The organism is Microbulbifer sp. ABM4_008 (assembly GCF_056311705.1).
The window spans coordinates 1,719,174-1,740,717 of the sequence record NZ_CM149970.1; the positions used below are offsets into that span (position 1 = coordinate 1,719,174).

The window sequence follows — 21,544 nt, forward strand, 5'->3', positions numbered from 1 at the left end:
CGCGGGACGCCCAACGCCATCCACATATTGTGCTGGTCGCTGCGCTCCCTTTTTAGCACAATATGTGCACAGCATTGGTCGCCCCTGTTGCGGGCGCTATGGATCATGGAGATCTAAGTGAAGAATGTAGTTTTTCTGATGTACCTTATGTATTGCAGTCTTGCAAATGCATCATGTGAAATCGAGCAATACAAAAAATATTTAAATTCTCAAAGTGTATCGATGCTAGAAGCCACAAAAAAACTTTTCGAAGAGGATAAGGCAGCTTTCAAAATCATAAAGCCATTTGTAAAATTTCAGGTACGCTACAACAAATTAGATATCTATGTAGCAGAAAAATTGAATATTATCGATCCAAGTCTACTTAATACTGGTAGTACGATTGCGAAATTGGTGCCTAGATTTTCGTTAAAAGTAACTTCAAGTGGTTCGTTGGGAAGTAGAGTGGATTTAGCTATGGCCAATGATTCCTTCTATACATCAGAAAAGGCGGCGATGAGCGCTGATGAAGATTACTATCTATTCCTAAAAGGCATGTCTAGTGAAGAGAAAAAGCAGTTTTTCGCTGCTAGAGATGTTCTAAATAGTTTTGTGTCAAAAAGTAGCTACTTCCCTAATGTGCAATCAGCATTTAGCAAACAGTTCAGCGAGGTCTGCAATCCATAACAATGCGCTGCAGGCCGACGCCTAATTGTGAGCGCGGCGTTAGATCGGCAGAAATGGTGATTGTTTAAATATTGATCGGTTAGGGGGCAGCTCAATAGTCATGGATTTTATTCTAAATAATCTTGAAAAAGGGATATTGATTAATCCAAATGATGTATTGTTTCTGGTGATACTTCTTCTTGTAGGACTCTTGCTTTTATACATAGGATTAGTGATTTTTAGTATTTCGGTGTATCAACGAACTTTAGGTGCTAAATATAATGCAATAGTCGCGGGTGGAGTCTCAGAAATTTGGGAAACAGCTAGAGGAACAAAAAGTAATCTATTATTTGCGGTTTTTAAGTACCAAGATGAAAATGGAATAGAACGCTATAGGAAATCAGTGTCCGGAGGCGATCATAACCTAAAGTATAAAACTGGAGAGAAAACGGTAATAGTTACATTTGAAGCGTTGGGTTATACGATAGTTTATGACACTAAAAAATACTCTGAATTAAAGATTTCATTTTGTTTTGTTGTTGCTGGTGCAACTCTTACATCTGTATCAATTGGTTTTATTTTTGCATTGGCACTAGGTTTTATTCCACTTTTATTAGGTGTGGCATATGCTCTCTATAAATGGTCAAAAAGAGACAAACCTAAAAACAGGAAATTTACCGATAGTGACATTGATTTAGATCGGATTAGATCGATTGAATCTTTTAAATCTGATCTAACTAGTGGCTATGAGTAAAGCTGTCCCTTTTTGTGATTTGTGTGGTTTTTTGATATTTAGGTAGCTGTCAAGGAGAAGATTGTTAGTTTGGTAAGCATTGCTGTAATGTAAACACTCAAACCCGCACCAGCGGGTTTTTTTATGCCCAAAATTCCTGGAGCAATCCCCAATGACCCAACGCATCACCATCCGCGATGCTGTATTAAGCAAACTAAAAACCCTATCCGGCTACAACTTCCCCTCAGCTGGTACCACAGAGAGCATCTGCCCGGAAAAGCTGCCTGCGATTATTGTGGGCTTTGCAAATGAACCGATCGACCACCAAATGGACGGCGGCACCAGTCGGCAATTGGATCTCACTATTGCCGCAGTAGTGAAGAGCAGCGGAGATATTTATGTCGAGCTGGATCAAGCAGCGGCCGATATTGAGAGCGTACTGCAAGATGACTCTCTTGAGGGCACCTGTGACTTATTCCTGCTTAGCCAAACGCAGTTTGCCCTAGATCAAGATCACCCTCTGGGCGAAGTGCGTCTTACTTACAGCGCCCAGTATTCCACTGAGCCCACAGACTTTTAATTACTCAACCCAATGAGATCATAACTATGGCACAAGGTTACAAAACCAAGTTTTATCGCAGTGATGATGGCAGCTCCTATTCCCAGGTGGCGGGCATGTTGGATCTTGAACCCGGTGAAGAGTCCCGCGGTTCTGTCGACATGACCCCGATTGATGGCACTAGCGGCTATATGGACTATGACCCCTCCGGCTTGCGGGATGCCGGCGAGGTTTCCATTACTTTGATCTGGAAAGAAACCGACAGCGGCCAGCAGGCACTGCGTGCAGATTACGACTCCGATACCAATAAGCATTACAAGGTTGAATACCCAGAAGGTACCACCGTGGAATTTACCGGCCATATTACCGGCTGGGGTAAGGCGGTACCCAAGGATGACAAGATCACCCGCACCGTGAAGTTTAAGATTTCCGGTAAACCCACAGTAACCGCAGGTAGCTAATTATGAGTTTTGTCCCTGCGCCTATTTTAGAATCTGAAACCGTTTCTTTCGGTCAGCAAGAAGTCGAGCTTTTTGAGCTGAGTGCCTACCACCGCTGTGAGTATCTGCAAAAAACTACTGAAGATATTCCACTGCCCCAAGATGAAGAGTTGCCGGAAACTCAGCTGGAGACCTTTGGCCAGCTTTGGGCTTTTCGTATGGGGGAGGTGAGTAAGAAACTGCTGCTGGTTGCCTATGCCATCTGGATGAAGCCGGACTGCCAGGATTCACTGGAAGATATTCATCAGCGGCTGATTCGCGGTGTTACGCCTAAATTGATCGATGTGCTCTATGTCCCTGCGGCTAAGCTATCCGGGCTGTTTGTCGATGTCCAAACTGAAGAGGCGGATAGCGAAATAGAAAGCGAGGGCACCGAAAAAAAAGGCTAGTGCCGGGTTTTTACTTTGCCCGGCAGCTCGCGCGGGATTTTAATCGTCCCGATTATTTCAATATGTTGCGCTCTATGAGTTCTACCGAGTTGGACCACTGGTATGAATTCCACACCGAGCGGCCCTTACAGACCGAAGTCCAGCAGTGGCAGCTCGCCCATATCGCTGCCGGCACCCTGGGAGGCAAAGTCTCTCAATACCTACCTCAAGCGCGCAAACCCAAAACCGTGCAACAGCAAATCGCAATCTGGAACTCCATGAGTTGAGCAATGGCAAAACAAACTTCCATGGCCACGATGGTGGCCAACCTGGAGCTACGCTCCACGCAATATAAGCGGGAGATGGACCAAGCTACTGCACGCAATAAAAAGCTAACCCGAGAACTGAAGTCCACCAGTTCAGCGGGGGATATGTTTGGCCGTTCCATGCGCGGAGCTGCACAGGGTGTCGCCGCTATCGATGGTCCCTTGGGGGGTGTTTCTGGTCGAGTCGGTGCGCTTAATGGATTGCTTACCAGTGGGAACTTGGCATGGGCGACTTTTGGTGTCGCGATCGCTGGTGTCACAGCCGTGATGTACAAAAGTATTCGTGCTGGTGAAGAAATGGAGCGGGGTCAGCTCAAGATTGAGGCACTGCTGAAGGCGACCGGTAGTGCCAGTGGTCGAACTGCAGAGCAGCTGGATGAACAAGCCCGTTCAGTGGCCCGCGCAACCCTGGCTAGTGTTACTGGTATCCGTGAAGCTCAGGGCATATTGCTCACCTTTAAAGGTGTTCAAGGCCCGGTATTCGATGATGCTATTCGCCTCAGCCAGGATATGGCAGCGGTGATGGGAGGCGATGCAAAGAACGCGGCACTTCAGTTAGGTAAGGCGCTAGAGGAACCCTCAACCGGAATCACCGCACTGAAACGTGCCGGGGTCAGTTTCACGGCTGCAGAAAAGGAGCAGATCAGGACTCTGGAGCAATCAGGGCGTGTTGCCGAAGCCCAGCGCATGATTTTACTCAAGCTGGAGCAGCAGGTTGGAGGTGCAGCATCTGCCGAAGCAGGTGGCCTTACCGGAGCGACGGATTCTTTGGCGCAATCGTGGCAGGAGTTCCTAGAGGGGCTGAGTGAAACCTCGGGCTCTACAGGCCTTGCAACTGCTGGCATTAATAAATTAACCGGTGCCGTGGATACCCTGCGGCGGGGGCTCGCGCCTACCGATGAAGAAAAGCAGCGCACACAGTTTGCCGAGTTACACAATCAGTATGTGTGGCATCAAAAGATGTTGGCCAAGGCGGAAGCTGATGGCATTCAGGTTCAGGTCGAAATCCATCGCAACAGATCTGAAATGATACGTGGCCAACTTGCCGAGCTACAGAGTGAACAAATAGCCGCGCAGCAAAAGCGGCAGCAGGAAGAGCGAAAAGCTGAAGAAGCCGCGAGGGAACAATCTGAGCGCGATCGTATCGCCCAACAGCGAGCGATGGCGGAAGAGGCTGGAAGCGCTCAGTTAACCCAACTAGATCAGTTCCTAGCCGATCAACAAGGCAAGATCCAGCTCGACCATGAGCAGCGACTGCAACAAATAGCTGCATTGCAAGTTGCCGAGGAAGAGCTTACCAGGCGAGGCTTTGAATCTATTGAGGCACTGCGCACTGAATATGCGGAGCGTGAGAAAGACCGTTACCAAATGGCCCTGGCCGAAGAGCAGGCGCGTACAGCCAATGGTGAAGGTGAAGAGGGCCAAGCCGGTGAGGATGGCCTTACCGAAGCTGAACGCCAGCGCATGCTCGCCCGTTTGGAGACTTTGCAGCTCTCCTGGCTTACCGAAATGGAGCAGCTGCAAGTCCAGCAGGATGAAGAGATGGCCCTGTTGGATCAGGCCTTTGCTAGCAAATTAATTGCGCACGATACCTATGAGCGCAATCTCACCCTTTTAGAAGAAAAGCACCGTAAGCAGCGCGAGAAGCTTGATAAGGCCGGCCACAAAAGCAAGCTTCAGTTGTTTGTTTCCGGAGCCAGCCAAGTGCTATCTGCAGCGGCAGCTTATAACGAAAAAGCGGCGAAAGCAGAGATGGCAATGGCTGTTTTCTCTACCGGAGTTTCCCTGGCAAAAAATATTGGCAAAGCCTCAGAAATTGGCTACCCGCAAAATATTCCCATGATTGCCGGTGCTATCGGCCAAGGCATTGAAATAGCCGGGATGTTGTCCTCTTTGCAGGCCCCCAGCGGCGTTTCAGGCAGTGCTGCCGCACCCAGTATTAGCACAACGGGTTCAGTCGTAGAGAGCCCTGGTGTGTCTGGTATTGATGAAGTAGTCGAAGGGGAATTGCAACAGCCAGCTTCTCAAGTGATTATCCAGATTCAGGGAGATGTCGTTGGCGATAGCGGTGAACGATTTATAGAAGAAATTCAAACCAAGATGAGTGAGGGAGAACTGGTGCTGTTCGATAAGAACAGCCGTCAAGCTCTAGAGCTTGCTGGATAAAGGAGTAGCTCATGCTGATTCAATACACTCCAACTCGTTCACTAGTTGGTGATGGTAGTGATTTCCAGATTGAAGCCAAACTGAAGCGCTATGACAGCAGTGACCGGCTTGAGGGTAAAGAGCACAAGGCGCTCAGCGGGCAAAGTGAGTACACGATCTATCGCATCGAAGAGGAGTACACGTGCCAAACAGTGCCGCTCAAGCTTACCAGCACAGAATTAGCGCGTTGGCGCGAGTTTAAAAGAAGCTGCGCATTCGGTGAGTTCTTTACTTTCGATGCTTATGGCTCCGTGGATCTCACCGATGACCCTCAACAAGTGCAACTCAAATTTAAATCCTTCAAAGAAAAGCGGCAGAAAGATGGTCGCTTTATCTTCTCGTTTACCACGGTTCAAGTGATTGCTTAATTATGCGCAACAACACTGAAATATTTGATTTGCATAACCAGGCTCCGCAGCGGCAATTGCGATTGGTGATTGAGATTGGCTATGACATGCCGCTCTATATCAGTAGTCATACGGATATTCCTGGGCTTCCTGCCAATGCGATTCTTGGGACCTTAAAGAAGTGCAGTTCCACCAGCCAAAAAATTATTCCTGAGCAGGGGTTGGCACAGATAGGAGCAATCTCCTTTGAAGTGGTCGATATTGCCGCTCAGTTATCCTATTTGCTGCGTGATGAGCTGGAGAATGGGCGTGGTATTAAGGGATGTACAGTCCGCTTATATCAGGGGTTTGCCGGTCTCGACTGGGAAGATTTTAGACTTGAGCAGACCCAAATTGCTGAGGAATCTATTTCTTATACAAACGGTATCTACCGTGTACGTTGTAGAGATATCCAGCGGGAAATGCGCAGTGATATCTTTGTGCTTAACAGTACGCGCTTAGCTGCAGACTTCTCTAAATCTGACGTTACCCTACAGGTTTACGATGCAAGCAGCTTCGAACCAAACCCGCACACCTCAGCCTATGGCGATGCCCCGAATCAATCAGTTTATTACCTGAAAATTAAATATCAGGATGGTTTCGAAATTGTTCGGGCTACCGGTAAAACCGATAGTAGTTTTACTGGCTGTAGTCGAGGGCTGTTCGGCACTTATGCTCGTGACCATATACTCCCAGAAGACAGCGATGATGAAAGCGGGGTAGAAGTAGAAGAGTTTGTCTACCTGGAAGGTCCAGGCCCTCAGCTGGCGTATGCGCTTCTTACTGGCGCTATCTTAGGTACCGATGATGTACTGCCCAGCAATTGGCATCTAGGGATAGATCCTAACTATGTGATCCGCGATCAGTTCGAAAATATAGGTTCAGACTGGTACAAGCCCAGCGACCACTCCAAAGGTAAGATTTTAAGATTCGACGGACTCGAAGAAGCGGATGGCAAGAAGTTTATCGAGACTGAAATCAATCTGCTGCTCGGTGCATTTATGCCAGTTAATGCTGCCGGCCAGTTGGGGTTTCGTCGTATGGCTGGAGTACTCGCCGACTCTGGAAGTGTAGCGACAATTGGTCCTGATGATGTTACCAGCCTTGGTGAGCTGAAATATAGCTTGGCGGGTGTGCGGAATGTATTTTCTGTTGAATGGAGTTGGTTTGAGCAGCCTGGATTTGATGGCAAGTATCTGCGTACAAACCACGTACTTGATGCTGATTCAATCGCTGTTCATGGTGAGGCAAAACAGCATACTTTGGCATTTAGAGGGCTCCATAATTCACGCCACACCTACACTACGATTAAAAACACTTTTGATGCGCTTAGGGATCGCTTTGCCGGCCCTCCATTGAGCCTGCGCCTAGGCCTACTCCCAAGTAAGAATGACCTGGAAGTAGGGGATATAGTGCTGGTGAGTTTACCCCAGCTGCGCGATCACTCGATTCGAGGGGATCGCCCCTATGAATTTAACTTCACCAGTGATAACGAGGGCTGGATACCTCGTGATGGCATCACCTCATCCAGTGTGAAAGATGGAGTGCTGGCGATTAATGTCGTTGGTGAGAATCCCTGGATTAGCCGCAGTTTCTCCCCCACTTTTCCTGGTGTGGATCTGCCCTATATAAAGTTGCGCATTCGTCGCACCAGTGATGAGCCGATCGCTGCAGGTACAGGCAGTAAACTGTTTTTCAAACACACCGGAAGTAGCAGTTATTTTTCAGCGGGCGCGGATGAAATGCTCGATCTTATCGAGCGGATGAACAGTGTTAAAGATGAGTGGCAAGAATTTGTATTGGATCTATCCCAGGAGGACGACTGGACCGGCGGTGATATCGAGCTAATCCGCATCGATATTGGCCATGACCACACTGCAGACTATAGCTATGAGCTGGATTACATCCGGCTACTTCCTGCTTTAGGGATGGATGAATACAGCTTAGATCGGGCTATGGAGGTTCAGAGGGTCAGTATTAACCAAGTGACGGGCGCGGTCAGTGTTGACCTGTTCGGAAGCTACCAACCTGCCGGCATGATTGCCGATCAATCCGAAAGCACCAGCGCTGAATTGCCAGATGAGTGGTATGAGAGCGAAGGGACGTCAATGGCGGCCGCAGGTCTCAGTGTTGATTCTGATGGTTTCCTTACGGCAGACGGCACGCTTACTGGCAACACTGATAGCCGATCGATTTATTACCACCTGGGTGACCTCACTATACCGGCAGGCCTCACGCTTTCCGTGCTCAACAATGTGGAGCTGCGGGTGCGCGGTGTCTTGCAGATCGAGGGTTCACTGGCCGGTGTCCCGGGAAATACCGGAGTTGGCTTTTTGGGTTCCTGCCGTGGTGGTGATGGCAGCTTGTCGGGCAGCTTCAATCAGTCCGGATATATTTACCGCTCAAGCCGTGGTGAGGTGGTCACCGGCCGAAATGAAGTCATGCCGCCGCTCAATATCGAAAATTATGCCGGCGACCTTCAAGGGATTCCCGACGATATACGCGGTAGCGGCGGTGCTGATGGCGGAGACGGTTATTACTACAACAGAGCGGATAATATCCACGAGCGAGATGGAAGAGGGGGGGATGGCGGCGCAGGTGGCGCGGGGCTTGTTGTAGTAGCCCGGGGGATTGCTTTTGGGGTTTCCGGCAAGCTTGATTTATCCGGCGAGGATGCAAGTGCAGGCTTGGTAGGGGTTCGAGGTGTGGCCGGTGGCAGCGGTGGCGGCGGTGCCCCAGGTGGCATTGTTCTTTTAGTGGACGGTACCGACAACCCGATGCCCGTACTTACCAGCAGCAAAATTGTTGCCTGTTATGGAGATAGTCCCACCAGTCCCGGTAATGCTGGCCTAGGTAATACTTGTCTGGGAACCAATGCAGTTCGAATTCTATTTGTTCCCCGCTCGCGTCTTCCCTATCCAGATCAGGAAGATCCAGCACTAGACCCCGATTTACAGGTAGCCCTGGATGCTGCAGAGGAGGCTAAGGAAGATGCAGAGGCAGCGCTGGAAGACCTGGGCAATATTTCTGCAGACGGCGTACTGCACGCGAATGAAAAGCTGCAGGTGATTCGCGAATACAACCAGTTAATTAACGATCAAACGGATCTGGATATCTTGGCCAGTAATGTGGGTACTGTACTGGATGCTGAGCGCGCTGATTTTACGAATGCATTAACAGCACTCACCAGTTACTTGCAGGGGTTAACACCAGCCTGGGACGACCGCCAAGAAAATACCGCGATTAGCCGCACTATTTTCGACAGTAATTGGGAGTACGCCTACGACAAAAAAACCGCATTGCTCAGTGCGACGATAGACGCTACGAGAGAAAAAGCGTTTGACTCCACCCGTAATATTATTGGCTATGACGAGACCACCGGACAGTTCACTGATGATGGAATTCTCATTGGCTCAATGCAGAGTGTGCGCCGGGCCCAGCTGCGCGCACAACAAGCTTCCGCTTCCGTATTTATTGATGCGTTTGTGGATTCCACGGCAAAGGAAGATTGGCCGATTATTGGCGGTAATACTCAGGACAATATCTACTATGTGAAAACTGAAGATTCTGGGGCGCGTGCTGGTGGTAATGTTTTGCGCATTGGTGGCGATGGTACAGGGACTCTAGCTTCCAATGGCGAGGCATTTATCGAGTATATCGAGCGCTTCCCCTTTGATCCGGATAAGCTCTATCGCCTTCGGGCTCGCGCTACTGTTTTCAATGAAGGCGATACAGATAGAAGCCTATTTATAGGCGTTGCTGGTTTTCGTGCTGATGGCACTCGCTGTAATCGCAATGGGGATGATTCTGTCGGAACGCAGCACTATATCGCCTGCGCAGGCGTCGAGGCAGCAGGTGAGGCGTGGCAAGAGTACACGGGCTACTTTAAAGGAAATGCCAGTGATACTGCCGAAGTGGAAACTTCTTTGGGCTACAACTCAATTGCCCAGCCCGCTCAACTGCACGCGGACGTGCGCTACTTTTCTCCCACTGCAATTGTCAATTACAACGATAAAATCGGGCGCACTCAGTTTGACTATATCCGCATTGATGAGGTTGAGCCGACCGGCAATGGCCTTTACCTAAAGATCAATAGCGGAACAAATTTGGAAGACAACGAAACGCCAGGCGAAGCCATGCTTTGCGGGTTTGGTGCGACTGGAAACCCCAATGCAAACTTGCCCGGTTGGTTTCAGTGGAATGGGCAGATGCTGGTTGTGCCCAGTGTTCACCTAAATCCAGGGTATGCTGGGCTGCTTTACATTGTTGTGCGTGCGAGCACTGGCTATTGGGACAGCAGCTATAGCGCTATGTGTGTCAGCATCGAGCGCGGTGAATTTCGAGCGCATTATTATGATGGCAGCTCCAAGCACGTCAGCTTTAATCCCACTGATGATCATATTGTTATAGGAGAATTACACCTCACTGATTCAGAGAGTGTTGAGAGCGGTGGGATCTATCAGAACCCGCGTCCACTGATTGGGTTTGCCCAATACATGAGTGGACTGAATGAATATGGCCAAATTGCGGACCAGCGCAGTCTTCCACAAAATGTTGGATCGATACCCGCTTTACCAACTAGCAGCAATATCATTTCCGCATCAGATGACGGCTCGTCCGCAAAAATCACAATTGCGAGCCATACGGTTCAGTATGGTGGTTATACCGTTACCTACAATAGCGGCTCCATAACCGGTCTGAGTTTTTCTACCAAGTATTACATCTATGTTGATGACCCGCACTATACAGGTGGTGGTGTTACCTATTACACAACGACACAGATTTGGAAGCTCTCTGCTGGGATTGGTAGAAGGACTGTAGGTACTATCACAACCCCTTCAGATGGTGGTGGCACTACCACCCCGGTTGATCCCTGGTGCGTTGCAGCCGGTACCTGGTTGCGCGATGGATTGTTAGCAGATAACTGCCACCCTGGAGATTTAATCGAATGCTGGGATGTGGGTGACTCCAATACTCACTTTGCACCGATCCAAGCCGTTAAACCCCAGGACAATGTGCTCTGCGTAGTGTTGACGATGGAGACTGGTGCGCAAGTTATTTGCAGTCGAGAAACCCCAGTTACGGATAGAGAAGGGCGCGTCTACTTGGCTCAGGATTGTGTGGGCGTTGCGCTTGGGACCCTGCATAACTGTGATCCGCTGACCTGGGAAAAAGTCGTTAACGTCGAGTGCGCAGGCTTGCGCACCGTCTACAAAATCTCTGTCGGTGGAATCTCATTTGCCGCCGGTGTGAACCCCGAGCACCGAGTAATCACTCACAATATCGATATAAAACCTTAGGAGGCGACATGCCCAGTTTTTCCGTTTTAGATGGAGTGCCAGGCCTGGCTGATTGGCAGTTTGCTTACACTATCGATGATGGCCATAGCGTCGGCACCATTGTGCGAGCAACCATTACTCAAAAAAAAGAGTCTGCGAACGCTGAAGCCCAGGCGGTGGCCGTACTCAAATGCGTGATTGCCGTAATCGACAGCCAGAACAATGTGCAGACCGATGCGGCCGGCGACTCTATGGATACGGTGTACGTCACCACTAAGACGTTAACCACGGATGCAGGCCAAACGGTAAATGTTGTTGATGAAGCTGCTGGCTTGGTGTCTGACTGTATTGTTGAAGTGGCCAATCGGCTTGCCGTGCACAGTTCTATTGCGGCTATGGCGATCCCTAACGGGTGACTAAAACAGTTAGGAGCTAATCGCCAAGAATTATTACTGATGGTTGTTGGGGATGTAGGCATAAACTTGGCTGAGGTGTTTACGCAATTTTTTTCGCGTAAAGATATTTATTGGGATAACCAGATTAATTAGTAGTGCCGCCTTCAGTTTTTATTGTATCTGGTACGGTTAGGTAGGAAAAAATTTTGTAGGGATGGGGAAGGGTAAAATACAATGCTTCGGGCAGTTTTAGCCTGGCAAACAGGTAAAGTTATTTTCTTGGATTGGAACTGCCAAGACATTCGATAAATGCTTGATTGTCAAGGAACTGGTCTTGCTTTATAAGGATTCAGCTCTAAAAACTGTCCGAAGTAAGTTGTGTTTCATAATGTATGTAATGGATTTTAATTTTGAAAAAAATGACTACAAATTCCCCTCTGCACAGGGCTGTGTTGAAAAATTCTATCGGTGGTATCGCTTTAATCTGCGCATCGGCATTAGTCCAAGCAGAGACAATAAGCACAAAAATAGACTTAGGTGAACCGTTCCCCTTTAGGATGGAAGATGGAATCAGGCACGCGGTAAATTTAGATACTGGTTATCAATTCGATACCATTAATGAAGTTTGTATTAGTGGTAAAGTTGATAATGGAACTGCTTCATCAGTATCTTATTCAGTGCAAAGTGAACCTGAAGGACCTTTCACTTTGCCTATTTTTGAAGCGTATGTGCAGATGCTTGTTAGGAGTGTAGATTTTCCAACACCGGAAAACCCCAACCCTGTACCACAGCTACAAAAAAGCATCAATTTCTGTGGGGATGGAAATAGTATCTTGGCAAAGAATTTTCTCGATGGAGAAGGTGAGTTTACGTATCATGTATCCGGTGGTTATGTAGATTTCTGGGATTTTGAATTGGTTGTAGAGGGTGATGTCTCTGACATTCAGTTGGCGATTGTACTTGACGAACCTGCTGAATTTTTAGTTCCTTCCTACGGAGGAAGAGTCAATTATGATGCGAATATTCGTAATTTAGATTCTTCGAAATCACTGGTTACATTTGAGCAATGGAGTGTACTCACTCTACCCAACGGCGATAATTATCCCATTCATAAGTCAAGGGATGTGGTGTTAAATTATTCTGAGGCGAAAGATTACACTAGAAATTATCTAAACATACCTGCTTGGTTCGAAGCTGGGGATTACGAACTAACTTGGTATGTAACTGATCCAAGCACCGGTAATCGAGTGAAAGATAGTCTGTATTTTACAAAGAGTGCTGACTAAGTTTTAAGCATGCTGGGGCGCTCTTGTGTCCCAGCTGCCCTATTCAGGCTGCATAAATGGCAATATCGAGAGGGTGAGCAAGTCCTGTTGTTGGCGAGATCTGAGAAAGAGTGGATTGGTTGAGGCCTTGGTGCGGGTTTGAGTAGGCTAGTCCATTGGTGACTAAAACGAATATCAGGAAAATAAAGCGTGGCGACAGTAGCGTTAAACAAACAGAAACATAGGCAGCACTGCTTGTCCTGCAGGCTAGGAGCGATAACGTTCACCGTTGCATTGGATGTTAAGCGAAGAAAAGGAATCATATGAAACCTCAAGAATTATTATCAGCTGGTCTTAGAGTTTGCGGCGTGTTGCTGATATTTTTAGGCTTGCGAACAATTTCTAGCCAATATATGTCATTGGGGATGCTTTCATATGAATTGGATGAGCGTATTCAGGTGTACGCAGTGGTGACTGTAATAGAGATCGCTTTGATTTTTTTACTTGCGCTAATATTCCTCAAGTTCCCAAATTCGGTCGCAAAGAAACTATTACCTCACGAGTCTGACAATAATGTTGAGCTCTCAAAGAATGGGAAAGAGTTGCTTTCAATTGCATTCTGTCTTCTGGGGGTATACATCCTTTCATGGGCAATCCCTGACTTAGTTAATAACGGAATGTGGCTCATTCACTTTTCGGAAAGGGCGTACATGAATGATAGTAATTACGCCGAAACAGTTATTGCTCAGATTACCACGGTGGTAGAGGTAGTGATCGGTGCTTTTCTCTGCTTTGGAGCCTCTGGTCTAGGAAATCTGTTGTGGAAACTGAGGGGAATACAGCGAGCTTAATAAGGCCGGGTGAGAGGCCCCTACCGGCGGCGTTATGCTCTTTGAGGAGAAATTAGTTGAGCTGGTATGGTGTTAGAAGTGTTTACCACTTCGGAATAAGTTCTAAGGGCTTGAATATCTTTGAAGAAAGGGTGGTTTGTATAAGGGCTGAATCGTTCAAAGAAGCCCATAGTAGAGCGAGAAAAGAAGCTGAGGAATACGCTGAAGATAATGGTTTTGATATGCACCCAGAGCAAGTTTGTTACAAGCAGGATGGTGATGAGCTTATTAAAAATTACGAAGTTTGGTCCGAGTTGTTTCAGTCAAACCTGAACCTTGAGTCTTTTTATAAAGAGCGTTATTTGAAGTATCTATATGTTCCGGAATAAGCATAACCAGGCCGTGCGAGGCCGCACAGCCCAGGCTGGGCTGGACAGTTCGGCTGTCAATTCTACCAGCGTTAAGTGGCCATGGAGAGTCATGAGTGAATCTCATTAACAGAAAAAAGTTGTTACTTATTTTTTTGCTGGTATTTCCATTAGCGAGCTATGCCAATGGTGGTGGACCTCTTCTACTCTTTATCAGCGGTAGTGTTTTTCTTTATGGGCAAGTCTGGATATTAGCCTCTGAAACGTTCATTTACTGCAAATGTACAGACCTTGATCCAGTAACTGCATTCAAGCAGGTTTTTTTAGTCAATTTAGGCTCAACTATAGTTGTAGGTCTCGGCTTTCCCTTTATATTGGCTGTTGTTACTGCATTAGCTATGTCTCTTCCAGAACCATTTAAAGACTACGCATCTCTAATGGGTACTTGGGCATACGAAGGAGCTCCGCATACGGATCTTCTGGGGCCACTATCACTTATATGGTTAACTGTTACTTTTATTTTAACTATTATTTATGAGCGCTGGCACTTATCTAAGCTTTGGCTTAAAGCAAACTATCAGGGGTCAATAACAATATCAGGTTTAATGGTTCGCGCTCATGTAGTTAGTTACACTGGGCTTTTACTAATGAGTATTTACATGTGGGGCGGTATGATTGGCGCACTGCTTGGCATGTAACAAATGCAGGCATTGGGTGTCAACCTTGCGGTTTACCGAGCATGCAATAAGCGCTAAGCATATAAAATATGGCCAGAGAAAAATCAATATCAGAAAAGGCAGCGGGTAAGCTAATTTCGGCAATTCAAAAGGAGTGGGATGAAGAAATTGGCACCATTCAAGCAGATTATAGTGAAGACGTACTTGGGATGGCGCATGAACTCCTGCAGGCTCGCAATGCTAAGGGCATGAAGGAATTACTCAAAAATAGAACGATAGATGAATTTTTAGGTGAATTTTGGGTTCGTAGACATCCAACCATTCGAATAGAAATTCAATGTCTAGAAAGGGCAATAAAGCAAGAATATGCTTAGTGCTCACAAGCAATTTGCTGCTCCTCTTCTGGCCTCTATGGAGCGATCCTACTGTGGGTGTTAATTATTTATGAAGAAATATCTATACATTGCATTATTATTTTGCAGGCCTGTATTTGCTGAAGATGATGTTGATTTATTTAAGCTAGAGATGAATCAAAAAAATTGCGTTGAGTCCACGGTTAATTTTGGTTCTGCATCTACCTCGTATTCAAAAGGTGAGGTAGTGTTTGCGGAGTTATCTACCGTTATAAACTGTGCCGCGAAAGTGGCAAATCCTGAGCTTTACATTGGCAACGATTCTTTAACGCTTGCGGTGGATGAGGTGTTTCCATCTGGGGTAAATGAAATGTGCAAGTGCCGCACAAGAATTGACTTTAAGTTTGTATTTCCTGAGTTTAAGGAGTATAGATTTGAAGAATTATATTTTACGGTAAATGGCGCTGTGCAGTCGAAGACGGCAATACTTAATAAGTAAAGGCGTTCGGAACCAAAGCTGTGGCTCTCTTTTGGTTTTACTGCAAGTGTCTTAGATATAGAGTTTATTTAGGATTTATATGGATATCAGTTGGCAGGGTTTGATTGCGGGTGCGATAGGCTTCTTTGTGGCTTTATACGAAAGAAAAAGGTCTGTTTACGCTGAACAGGAAGGAGTTCTAAAGTTTGGTCTGATCACAAAGGGGTTTGGGTTGGTTACTTTGCTATTTTCGGTAGTTCCTTTCGGAGTATTTTTAACCGGAAATTATCAGGTAGATAAGCCTGGGGAAACAATAGCCCTTATTGGCTTAACCCTTAGTTTTGGCATTGCCGCTATATATTACATAGCTGAAGGTTTCTTTGTGAAAGGGGCTTATAATGACACTTCGATTGTTTTCGTAACTCCTTGGACGGGTAAGAAAGATGAAAAATGGTGCGATCTCGAATCAGTAGAGTTTAATTGTTGGTGGCCTTGGTATGTGCTCAAATTCAAGAGTGGCAAAATAATTCGGTTATCTTCATTCTTAAGCGGTCATGGCTATTTGTTGAATTTTTTGCGGGAGCGTGGCCATTATTTTTAATAATTAGCTGCGCGATATCCGAAACTGAACGAGACGTGATATAGATTTATAGTTGAGGGCCTTTATGAAGAACAGGGATTGTCCATATTGTCAGGGGAGCACTATATCTCGTAAAAAATTAGCCTTCCAAGCTCTTTGTATACCGGGCATCGTATGTGAGTGTGTAAATTGCAATGCAGTAGTAAGTGTCAAGAGTAGTGATAACCTACTATGGGCAATTACACTTGAGATAGTTGTTTTTATGCTCGCGGTGGCCTCAACCAATTTATTTGGTGGTATATGGTGGGGAGTGTTCCTATTTGTTATCTGGCGAATCTCAAAGTTCCTGGCAAGATTAAATGGTCAGCTGGAGTACATACGTTAATTCATAATGAGTTACTGCATCCTATCGACTATATTCAGGTCGCTTTTCTGTATGCTAGCGTAAAGCTGCTCCATTCCGGAGGTGGTTGCTCTCGGAGGATCGTTGTATATATTTACGAGAACCCTCATTAATTGTGGCACTAGATTGGAGCGGCGGTTTTCATTTATAAAGTAGACCGCTCGCAAATCAGCCATAGAGCTGGCCGGGTTAGCTTGCTAGTAGAGGCAGCAATTTAGGTAAGTAGGAGTTTTCACACCTCTCTTCTTTTGCATACTCCATCAAAAAAAATGTGTTTTGGGTATTGTCATAACTTTTCACCTTGGGTATCGTCAAAGGACAAGAAACAAAGGTAAGGAGATTTATTATGCAAGTAGAGACTGATCTCAATGCAGGTCCTAAAGCTGTTGTAAGTCCTGTTCCATAGAAATAGGGTCCGAGGCTGGCTTAGCTTGCCTCACTACTGATTTCTCAAGCATATAAGGAAAGTATCATGCAAGTAGAGACTGATATCAAAGCAGGTCCTGAAGCTGCTATATTCCCTCTTCCATAGCAATAGGGTCCGAGGCTGGCTTAGTTCGCCTCACTACTGATTTCTCAAGCATATAAGGAAAGTATCATGCAAGTAGAGGCTGATATCAAAGCAGGTCCTGAAGCTGCTATATTCCCTCTTCCATAGCAACAGGGTCCGAGGTTGGCTTAGTTCACCTCACTACTGATCTCTCAAACTTATAAGGAAAGTTGTTATGCAAGTAGAGACTGATATTAATGCAGGTCCTGAAGCTGCAATACACCCCATTCCCTAGTAGTAGGGCAGTGAGGTTGGCTTATCTCGCCTCACTACTGATTTCTCAAACATATAAGGAAAGTTATCATGCAAGTAGAGACTGATATCAAAGCAGGTCCTGAAGCTGTTATACGTCCTGTTCCATATTAATAGGGCAGAGAGGCTAGCTTAGCTTGCTGCACTACTGATTTCTCAAGCACATAAGGAAAGTTATCATGCAAGTAGAGACTGATATCAAAGCAGGTCCCGAAGCTGCAATATACCCCATTCCCTAGTAGTAGGGCAGAGAGGTTGGCTTAGCTCACCTCTTTATTGATCTCTCAAACATATAAGGAAAGTTATCATGCAAGTAGAAACTGATATCAAAGCAGGTCCTGAAGCCGTTATACGTCCTATTCCATATTAATAGGGCAGAGAGGCTAGCTCGCCTCACTACTGATCTATCAAACGTATTAGGAAAGTCATCATGCAAGTAGAGACTGATATCAAAGCAGGCCCTGAAGCCGTAATACACCCTATTCCCTAGCGTAGGGCAGTGAGGCTGAGCTTAGCTAGCCTCACTACTGATTTATCAAACGTATAAGGAAAGTTATCATGCAAGTAGAGACTGATATCAATGCAGGTCCTGAAGCTGCAGTACGCCCTATTCCTGAGCTATAGAGCGAGCAGTGAGGTAGGGTTAGCCTGCCTCACTGAATACTTGAGCATACATTAATTACAAATAGCAGCTAACTTGCAAGTTGGAACTGAAGTGCAAACTTACGTGAGCCCTGACTGAGATTTCCATTGAGTTAGTAAATGTTCGTCACAGATCTCAGCCTTAATGTGCAGTTAATCACCAATCCCCCGGTCACTTTCATGCCATATATTAATGGCAGCTCAATGTAGAGGGTAACTGTGGTGTTTTCATTTTGATCGGCCTTTGACTTGAGTGAGCGCGATATGGTGTTGTCCACCCTGGATGGCCAGCTATCTAGAAAAACATAAGTCAGAAGCGCAGTTCGCCAATGTCGAATATCGGCCCATACTTACAAGAGAAGGGCATGAGCTGATTTTGAAGGGTGTAGTCAACGTGCCGCTGCGATATTTTCAATTTAAATAAGGGCACTAGATTGAAAAAGGACGATTTCCATTTATAAGCAGGCCGTGGGCAAATCAGCTATAGAGTTAGCCAGGCTGCCTCGCTAGTAGTGAAATCAGTTTCCGGCGATTGTAATTTTACCACTGTGCAGGTATACAGTTTTCGCGTGTGCCAAAAATTGAATGACAGCGTATTTATAGGCTCCATAGAGCGATAGAGCTGCCCCATTATTTGCACACGGTTTGTTATAACTGCATGATAATTTATTAATTTTCTATCTGATTGTGGCTCCTGAGGTCGCGGGTTTGATCCCCGTTGGTCATCCCATATTCTTCCTTGTTTTTCAAGGAGTTAAAACCTCGCCTAGTGCGGGGTTTTTCGTTTCTGGTTCTGGTATGGTAATTTTGGTCTCAGTCTATGTTAAGGTTTTGATTTCATCAATTGGTACAGGGGGTATTTTGAGCGGTATGGAAAATGACAAAGAAGAGGGAGTCGCTGGCCTAAAAAGTTTGCGAATTGGTGCTCCAAGAGTAATTGTGTAAGAAGCCCCCGGAATTAAGTATAGCGACAGCCGCATCATGAACGCCTGTGAAAAAGGGTTAATACAAGATCGGGTTGCAAAGCTGTGAGCGAATGATCCCAGGGTATGGCCGCCTATGCTCTGCCAGCCGCAAGAGTCAAAGAGCGAGGGACACTACTGAAATATTTGATAATTGAGCTCGAAAAATTGACGGATCCGTACCCGCGAGAAAAGGTTAGCCAGCTGGCGCTATTTTGTATTAATGCGTATGCACTAGGTGATGTGAATGGTCGATTAATAAGCCTGGGCCATGCATGGACAATTTTAGGATGTGATAAAAAGCGTTCGGGTAGGGGTGGGTAAAAAGTTGGAAACGTTTGCAGCAGCGATTGGAACCTTTACCCGTAAGAGCTTTAGGACCTGCTTCTGAGATTTTGCAAGAGTACAGAGGGTGGCTTAAGGCCGCTTGTTGACAGTTTTGTCCTGAGGGGATATGAGTTTACTAGCACGCAGTCTTTCTGTTTGAAAAATTAAAACGGCCACGGAGCGGTTTTTTGTGCCTGGAAGTTGGTGAGCTTTACTGTCATTGAAAAATTTTTGTAGGTCTTAACCGTGCTTAATGTTTTTTTAATGGTACTTCCATGAAGTGTGATCAGGTACTGGATTTTTTATGTGTGTTATTTATGTTAAATTCGATGGGAAAGAAAAGCCCATCCTGAAGTTGTGAGTTTCTTTACTTGGCGAAATCATACCGAATGGGGTATTAAATTAAGCGCGGTATAATTTACTTGGTTTAAGGTGTGTTATAAGCTTCACTTTCTCTTCCGCTAGTTAATTCAATATATTTTTAGTGAGTTTTTATGTTTATTAGAAAAACCGTGAAAACCGTAGCCGTTTCTGTGGCCCTTTTAGCCTTCGGAGCGCAAGCTAAAACGTTCCAATACGAGCTTCAAGATCTAGGCTCATTTGGTGGTGAAATACAGTACCCAGGTCTAGATTTAGAAGGCGCTAGCTCTGTAAGTTTGACTGTTGACCAAGAGGATCAATGGTCACCTGCCGTGCTTACTTCGGTAGAAATTAATTTCCCTAATGCGCCTAGTCTGTCAGTAAGTAATTTCCAGGTGGATGATGGAGGTTGGAGACATGAAGCAACCGTCGATGGTGCCTGGGTGTATCGTCAGCTTGATGTTGTAGTAGATGGCCTGGACCTTGAAAGCCCAAATAATACAATGATCAACATTGAGGGTTATGTCTCTGAGGCTGAAAGTTTTATTGGGGAAGAGCGTTCACTGAATTTTGACCAAAGACTATTTACTGCTCATGGACAGTTGGTTGATACGACTCCAAGCAAGATTGTTGATGTCAAAACTTTCACCGTTGACGGTAATCAGGTTGAATTGTCTCTAAGAGATAACCCAACTCTTGATCCAAATTCAAGCAATGGTGATATGGCATTTGTTGTCGAATTGCTGTGGTTTGGGGAGGGAAAAGAAATTTACCATTTTCACGCACCGTTCGGTGATGAATCAAAGTTCTATGAAGCATATAAGCTAGAAACTTCAACAATGTCTGGTCCTGATGGTGATGAAACAGCCATAAGCCTTAAAGTTAAAGATGCGCAAGGCATGATATTTGAAATTCATCATATGTATCTTGAAGATATTCTAAGAGAAGCTTACGAACTCTAACTGTATCTTTATTTTGACTTAAGGGTTAAGGTACGCTGTTTATTCAAATCAGATAATATATCTAAGCGAAGTCGCTTTGTGGCGATTTTTATTTCATAAAATTTAACCCGCCTTGTGCGGGTTTTTTGTTTTTGGTGCTCCCATGTTTGATAATGATTATTTATGGAAGCAGAGTTGTCTTGTCGTTGCTGTGAAAAAAACTATTTCAAAGATGAAGCCCTCAGGCGCTTAATTCAAGTCAGAGAGCTTTATGGTAATCCGATGATTACTAATTCCGGTTATCGCTGCCCAGTTTATAACTCCCGGCTAAAGGCCACTATGCCCCATGCCATTTGATAGGCTGTTGATGTTTCAGCGGGGCGCATGATTTTTTGAATATTGCCTTAGAGGAGGGCTTCACTGGGATAGGAGTGAAGCAAAAGGGGGCGATCAAAAAGCGGTTTATATATTTGGATGACCTTGATTAAATTCCTGGTAAGGGTATACGCCAACTGTCTGGAGTTACTAATGATTTCAGCCGAACCCAATTTGTCAGGCAAAGCCTTTCTAGAGAAAACTGACTCAAGGCTCGGGTAAATTCACAGCTGATTGTGATGAATCTGGAAGAGTTGAAAACAGCTACCCAAGTAGTGACTTCAGAGGCTTCTGGAAAGTTATGGCTGCAGAGAAATTGGCGGCCGGTAACAATGGCCCATTTGTCGGGCTGATTGTATTCTACTGGTTGGGCTGCTCCAAACCTCAGTGAGGACCAGGCGCGCGAGCTACTGAAGGTCGTAAAAATCAGCCTCGGTAGTTATGTCGTGGGACGCAGCGTCGAGAAAGCGATGAAGGCTTGGAAGCATTCAAGACGCTTCACGATACCCTAAGAAAATTGGTAAATAAGGCTGGCTATATGACTGCCATTGGTGCTTAAACTCTCGCTGGTTGGCTCGCGGACAACCGGTTAGATCTTGCTGGGGTACTGATAGCTGCGGGGGGCGGATGGTCAATTAGTATTACAACCACAAGCGTTTAAATGTGTAAGAGCAGCAGGGTGGGAATGATTGATGTTAGTAGATAGCTCGACACCTCAAAGTTTGATCGAGCAGCTGCTGAACCGAGAAAGTAATTTCCTTATGCCAGCTCGATTGCCCTAAATA

The 21,544-nt window shown here is 45.9% G+C and carries 20 protein-coding genes; all 20 read left to right on the forward strand.

What is annotated here, in order from left to right:
* The first annotated feature begins 117 nt into the window (after positions 1–117).
* Entirely contained in the window at positions 118–666 is a 549-nt protein-coding gene (locus ACYX4J_RS07565) for a hypothetical protein (protein WP_444914637.1), read from the forward strand.
* Between the two features lie 100 nt (positions 667–766).
* On the forward strand, positions 767–1,399 hold the full coding sequence (locus tag ACYX4J_RS07570; protein WP_444914636.1) for a hypothetical protein: 633 nt from the start codon (positions 767–769) through the stop codon (positions 1,397–1,399).
* Positions 1,400–1,550: 151 nt separating this feature from the next.
* Positions 1,551–1,958, forward strand: a complete 408-nt coding sequence (locus tag ACYX4J_RS07575) for a hypothetical protein (protein ID WP_444914635.1) — start codon at positions 1,551–1,553, stop codon at positions 1,956–1,958.
* Between the two features lie 26 nt (positions 1,959–1,984).
* Positions 1,985–2,398, forward strand: coding sequence for a phage tail tube protein (locus tag ACYX4J_RS07580; RefSeq protein WP_476178255.1), 414 nt, complete (start codon positions 1,985–1,987; stop codon positions 2,396–2,398).
* A 2-nt stretch (positions 2,399–2,400) separates the two neighbouring features.
* Complete coding sequence (locus ACYX4J_RS07585) at positions 2,401–2,826, forward strand: hypothetical protein (protein ID WP_475709853.1); 426 nt, start codon at positions 2,401–2,403, stop codon at positions 2,824–2,826.
* Positions 2,826–3,092 carry a hypothetical protein gene (locus ACYX4J_RS07590; protein ID WP_476178256.1) on the forward strand — a complete coding sequence of 89 codons (267 nt, stop codon included), beginning with the start codon at positions 2,826–2,828 and terminating at the stop codon, positions 3,090–3,092. Before ACYX4J_RS07585 ends, ACYX4J_RS07590 begins: the two co-directional genes overlap by 1 nt.
* A gap of 3 nt (positions 3,093–3,095) precedes the next feature.
* Positions 3,096–5,297, forward strand: coding sequence for a phage tail length tape measure family protein (locus ACYX4J_RS07595; RefSeq protein WP_476178257.1), 2,202 nt, complete (start codon positions 3,096–3,098; stop codon positions 5,295–5,297).
* Between the two features lie 11 nt (positions 5,298–5,308).
* Positions 5,309–5,704, forward strand: a complete 396-nt coding sequence (locus ACYX4J_RS07600; RefSeq protein ID WP_476178258.1) for a hypothetical protein — start codon at positions 5,309–5,311, stop codon at positions 5,702–5,704.
* 2 nt (positions 5,705–5,706) lie between these two features.
* Positions 5,707–11,022 carry a hypothetical protein gene (locus tag ACYX4J_RS07605; protein ID WP_476178259.1) on the forward strand — a complete coding sequence of 1,772 codons (5,316 nt, stop codon included), beginning with the start codon at positions 5,707–5,709 and terminating at the stop codon, positions 11,020–11,022.
* A gap of 8 nt (positions 11,023–11,030) precedes the next feature.
* A complete protein-coding gene (locus tag ACYX4J_RS07610) occupies positions 11,031–11,417 on the forward strand; it encodes a hypothetical protein (RefSeq protein ID WP_476178260.1) in 387 nt (128 codons plus the stop codon).
* Positions 11,418–11,815: 398 nt separating this feature from the next.
* Positions 11,816–12,682, forward strand: a complete 867-nt coding sequence (locus ACYX4J_RS07615) for an RbmA family biofilm matrix protein (RefSeq protein ID WP_476178650.1) — start codon at positions 11,816–11,818, stop codon at positions 12,680–12,682.
* A gap of 302 nt (positions 12,683–12,984) precedes the next feature.
* Entirely contained in the window at positions 12,985–13,512 is a 528-nt protein-coding gene (locus tag ACYX4J_RS07620) for a hypothetical protein (protein WP_476178261.1), read from the forward strand.
* A 56-nt stretch (positions 13,513–13,568) separates the two neighbouring features.
* Positions 13,569–13,880, forward strand: coding sequence for a DUF4288 domain-containing protein (locus tag ACYX4J_RS07625; protein ID WP_476178262.1), 312 nt, complete (start codon positions 13,569–13,571; stop codon positions 13,878–13,880).
* Between the two features lie 95 nt (positions 13,881–13,975).
* Positions 13,976–14,557 (forward strand): hypothetical protein, encoded by a 582-nt coding sequence (locus tag ACYX4J_RS07630; protein WP_476178263.1) that lies wholly within the window; start codon positions 13,976–13,978, stop codon positions 14,555–14,557.
* 68 nt (positions 14,558–14,625) lie between these two features.
* A complete protein-coding gene (locus ACYX4J_RS07635; RefSeq protein ID WP_476178264.1) occupies positions 14,626–14,910 on the forward strand; it encodes a hypothetical protein in 285 nt (94 codons plus the stop codon).
* 70 nt (positions 14,911–14,980) lie between these two features.
* Positions 14,981–15,388, forward strand: a complete 408-nt coding sequence (locus ACYX4J_RS07640; RefSeq protein WP_476178265.1) for a hypothetical protein — start codon at positions 14,981–14,983, stop codon at positions 15,386–15,388.
* Between the two features lie 79 nt (positions 15,389–15,467).
* On the forward strand, positions 15,468–15,968 hold the full coding sequence (locus ACYX4J_RS07645; protein WP_476178266.1) for a hypothetical protein: 501 nt from the start codon (positions 15,468–15,470) through the stop codon (positions 15,966–15,968).
* A 2,534-nt stretch (positions 15,969–18,502) separates the two neighbouring features.
* Positions 18,503–18,739, forward strand: a complete 237-nt coding sequence (locus ACYX4J_RS07650) for a hypothetical protein (protein ID WP_476178267.1) — start codon at positions 18,503–18,505, stop codon at positions 18,737–18,739.
* 838 nt (positions 18,740–19,577) lie between these two features.
* Complete coding sequence (locus ACYX4J_RS07655) at positions 19,578–20,405, forward strand: hypothetical protein (protein ID WP_476178268.1); 828 nt, start codon at positions 19,578–19,580, stop codon at positions 20,403–20,405.
* Between the two features lie 162 nt (positions 20,406–20,567).
* Positions 20,568–20,741, forward strand: coding sequence for a D-Ala-D-Ala carboxypeptidase family metallohydrolase (locus ACYX4J_RS07660; protein WP_476178269.1), 174 nt, complete (start codon positions 20,568–20,570; stop codon positions 20,739–20,741).
* Positions 20,742–21,544 lie beyond the last annotated feature (803 nt).